A 4,169-nucleotide genomic window follows, 5' to 3' on the forward strand; every position below is an offset into this window, starting at 1 on the left:
ACTTTATCTTGGTGATGAACCTAATTTAATAAGAAAACATGAGAAACATATCTATACCCATTATCTTACTATTGACTCACGTGGACGTCTTTTAAAAGTTACAGGTAAAAATAGAGCTTCTAAAGAACCTGGAGTAAGAGAAGTTTATATTAAGCCTCGTAAAGGAGCAATAATGAGACCCGCTGAATCAATGGGGCATCGTAACGGATATGTTATAGCGACCGGAAATAACTTAGATGAAGCAAAGGCAAACGCAGTGAATGCTAGTAGAAATATAAAATTCTATTTGGAACCGTTATAGGGGGAGATATAATGGTTACGGTTGGAATGCTTCATTATAGAAAACATCCTCATGAAATTAAAAAAGCTTATACTTGTGCTTCAGTTGCAAAAATGGAAGGTATTGATTTTTATTTCTTTTCTCCAGGTGGTGTTAGATTTGAAGAAAAAATCATACACGGCTATCAATATGAAAATGGAAATTGGCTTCTAAAAGAAATGGCTTTTCCAGATGTGATTTATAATGCTGCCAATATGAAAACTTTATCTCAGAAAAAAATATATTGGGAGCTGAAAAAAATAATTCCTTTTACTAGTCACCCAATTGGTAACAAATTAAAAGTATACAGAAGAATAAAGAAAATACCTGAATTCGCTCATTATTTAATACCAACTGAAGTAATCAAGGATCCATCTGGGGTTTTTAGAGCATTAGAACAATTCAATAAAATAATTATAAAGCCTTTATCAGGAAGCCAGGGAAAAGGATTGATTTTTATTGAACGGAATGGAGATCAGATTGATTTGTTAGAAGGTTCTCATCGGAAAACTGTTAGTGAAACCGAACTTCATTCAAAAATTGAAACAGTTATTAATGAGAAGGCATATCTCGTTCAACCTTATATATTAAGTAAGACGAAGGACGGATTCCCGTTTGATTTTCGAATTCATGTTCAAAAAAATGGTTCAGGTGATTGGGGAATTACGTTAATTTATCCACGTATCGGTTCAGATGATCGAATTATTAGTAATGTTAGTTCTGGGGGCTATATCGGAAAGCTCGAATCTTTTTTGGATAAAGAATATGGTTTGGAAAGCTACGATATACAAAGGATTTTAGAACAGTTTTCCATACGTTTTTCACAAAAGTTTGACGGCTTATATAATAATCGATTAGACGAACTGGGGATTGATATTGGAATCGACGAAAATAAAAAGCCCTGGATTTTTGAAGTGAACTGGAGGCCGGGGTATGTATATCGGGAATTGGACGCTGCAATGAATACAATTCCATATGCTGCTTATCTCGCTAATCAAAAAAAAATTCGTTAAATTGAAGTACAATAACCCACCCCTTTCTTAGTTATTTACAATACAATAGTACTATAGGACATTCGGAATTATCCGCCAAAAAGGGGGAAGTCTAGGTGGATAAAAAAAATTGCATTTGTATTGCAATGAAAACATTGCAAAAGGAACAAAGTATAATATCTGGTCAACATATGGAGTTTCAGTTTGTATGTATGTCTACTACGACAGATACCATTCCTTTTATGCTTTTTATGAAAAACAATCAAAAACCTTTAAAAGCATTCACACAGTGCATAGTAACTCCTTTTTTTCGATTAGAAAAATTAGATGAAGAGACTTGCTGTGCAGAATTATCACTACTTGAAGCAATAGATATGGACGGAAATCCGATTAACTCATTTGATGATGATATGTACTCGCTTCGGAAAACGAAAAGCTGTATTACTGTGGATTTAAATTGTTTCTGCGCAATTAATCCGCTTCCTCCAAATCTAGTCAATCGACCACTCCTCGTTATTGAACCAAAATATTAGTGTTTTATTTAGAGATCATGATTTTGATAAGCAGCCAAAGGCCACAACTATTTTATAAAAAAGGTTGTGGTTTTCATTGTGCGTATAGGAAACTATAAAATTTTACAACTTAGGATAATTTTTCACTGTCTAGCTCCAGCGCTCAGCGACGAGCAAACTTCGCACCTCCTCCTACGATAAGTCAACATCGGCTCCGACGGAAGTGCCACCGACGCACAGGAAGTCCTAGTGCAAGCGAAGCGACAGGATGTCGCGCCTTGAGCCTGCCGAAGCCACAGGATGTGGCGGTCTGAGACGGCCTTCCCTTTATCTCGTCAGAGGCACTCCATGTCTAGCTCAACGCCTAACCCCTCGGGGTCATAAGCCAATTCCTGTGGTGGCTGAAGTGCTGCCTCCTCGGGAATCGTCTTATGCTTGTCGGGGCTGATCAAGGCGTTTCCGCATTTCGGTTCAGTTTGTACGTCGCTAAACGAGCGCTTCCGCTTTTCTCGTGCGCCCGGGATGGGCTAACTTGGTAGTGAAAGTCCACCACAGGTTTAGCAGTAGAAACTGCCATTATTATTTTGTTCTCCTCCCGCCAGGGATTATTTGTATTTCTACATTGTCGCATAGTACTTCCTAATTGTACCGATATAAAATATTCCTGAAATAACAAAAAACACTACCAATGTATTGATTGCCCGTTGCCGAAGTGTCGGGTTATTTAACTTGATTCAGCAGAAGTCTCCCACTTCTATAAGTGGTGAGATGAATGCCTATTAGTATTCCATTCAGTGGAGGTTCAAACCTCGGCTGAATAAAGTTAAAGCCTCCGGCGGATGCCACAGATTTTCAGATATCGAGCGAAGCTCGATAAAATCTGGGCGCAAATACGCCAAGGCGCATTTGGTAATTCTCTTGGTCAATTGAGTGCTGAACCCGNGATATCGAGCGAAGCTCGATAAAATCTGGGCGCAAATACGCCAAGGCGCATTTGGTAATTCTCTTGGTCAATTGAGTGCTGAACCCGCTCTCCGTCAAATTGGTAATGACTGCAATCGGGATCAACCCGTTGTCCCTTGTGAGGGAGATGAGCTGCCGACCATCAAGGGCACTTAAACTACCATCTTCCAAAACATGATACTCAAACACTCCGAAATCCGTAAAGATTGGTGCGAAGGTCTGTACACTGTTTTTTAAAATATCATAGCAGACCAAAGGGAAATCCCACAACATTCTGAAAGAACTTTGGGGTGAGCAATGGCCATTGGCACAAGTTGTAGACTTTCGAGCCTCTTTATAAAGGAAAGGCTGTTATCGGGTTAAAAAGTTATAATCCCATGTTTTTTCCTATCCATGTATAGGATTGTAGCATCGAAAGTTAAAATTTATATAGTGTTGACCTATACATCCCCCTTTGATAGTTCATATGTATATACAGTATATACAATAAAAAGGTGATTTACGTGAGAAAGAAAATGATGGTTGGTCTATTGACTCAATCAAGTAAAAGAGAAGAATAATTAACGGGATGTCCGTACCATATTGTTCAAATAGCATACCATTGCATCATCTTGGTTCTTCGAACTCTTTTCAAAGCCGAATGAGAGATTTTTGTAAAACGTCACTTTATCGCAAGGCGAAAATACTAGGAGGCTTAGAGACTTCATAATCATTTAGACTAAGTTTGGAGAGTGTTAAAAAGTGGAGACTATCATTTTTATTGAAACATCAAAAAGGGGTTCGAGTAGAGAGGCAGTAAAAGCTGCTGCTCGATTAGGTTTTATCACAGTTTTGTTTACTGAGAAAAAAAGATTTTTAAAGCGAAGGAAAGAATTCCCGGATATTAAACAAATGATTCATTTCGATAAAATGACAGAGGATCTTATTCGAACGGAGATTAGCCAGCTTCAAATACAGGGAAAAATCATTAATGCAATTATTAGTTTTGTAGATCCGTTCGTATCATTAGCTGCACAGCTTTCAAATGAATTATGCAAATCAAATATATCTGTAGAAGCGTTGAGGAACATGGAAGATAAAACGGCAACAAGAAGAGCATTAAAAGAAAATCCAACAACTCCTAAATTTGAAGTTTTGCAGCCGATGGCCAATATAACCGATTTTATTAATAAAGAACACTCTTTTCCATTAATTGTTAAATCACCGCTTTCAAACGCATCGAAGGATGTCTATTTAGTTGAAAATAAATATGAATTGAAAAAGGCTATTAAGAAATTTTTAAAGATATATCCGGATCAACAAATATTACTTGAGGAATATTTAGACGGACCACAATATTTAGTGGAAGTGCTTGTGCATAATGGGAAAATAAATATTGTTGCT

At 37.4% G+C, this 4,169-nt stretch carries 2 protein-coding genes and 2 pseudogenes; all 4 read left to right on the forward strand.

What is annotated here, in order from left to right; genetic code table 11:
• Window positions 1-301 (forward strand): annotated as a pseudogene (locus D5F11_RS27125) (ATP-grasp domain-containing protein); the annotation flags it as partial.
• A gap of 11 nt (window positions 302-312) precedes the next feature.
• Window positions 313-1,332: a YheC/YheD family endospore coat-associated protein gene (locus D5F11_RS25585; RefSeq protein WP_120119603.1), complete on the forward strand. Its 1,020-nt coding sequence runs from the start codon at window positions 313-315 to the stop codon at window positions 1,330-1,332.
• 95 nt (window positions 1,333-1,427) lie between these two features.
• Window positions 1,428-1,844, forward strand: a complete 417-nt coding sequence (locus tag D5F11_RS25590) for a CotY/CotZ family spore coat protein (RefSeq protein WP_120119602.1) — start codon at window positions 1,428-1,430, stop codon at window positions 1,842-1,844.
• A 1,683-nt stretch (window positions 1,845-3,527) separates the two neighbouring features.
• Window positions 3,528-4,169 (forward strand): annotated as a pseudogene (locus tag D5F11_RS25600) (ATP-grasp domain-containing protein); the annotation flags it as partial.

It is taken from the genome of Siminovitchia terrae, assembly GCF_003605405.2.
Classification (GTDB): Bacteria; Bacillota; Bacilli; order Bacillales; family Bacillaceae_C; genus Siminovitchia; species Siminovitchia terrae.

What these genes read in the sequence shown, in the direction of transcription:
- D5F11_RS25585 (WP_120119603.1), top strand. Translation starts at nt 313, where the DNA reads ATGGTTACGGTTGGAATGCTTCATTATAGAAAACATCCTCATGAAATT.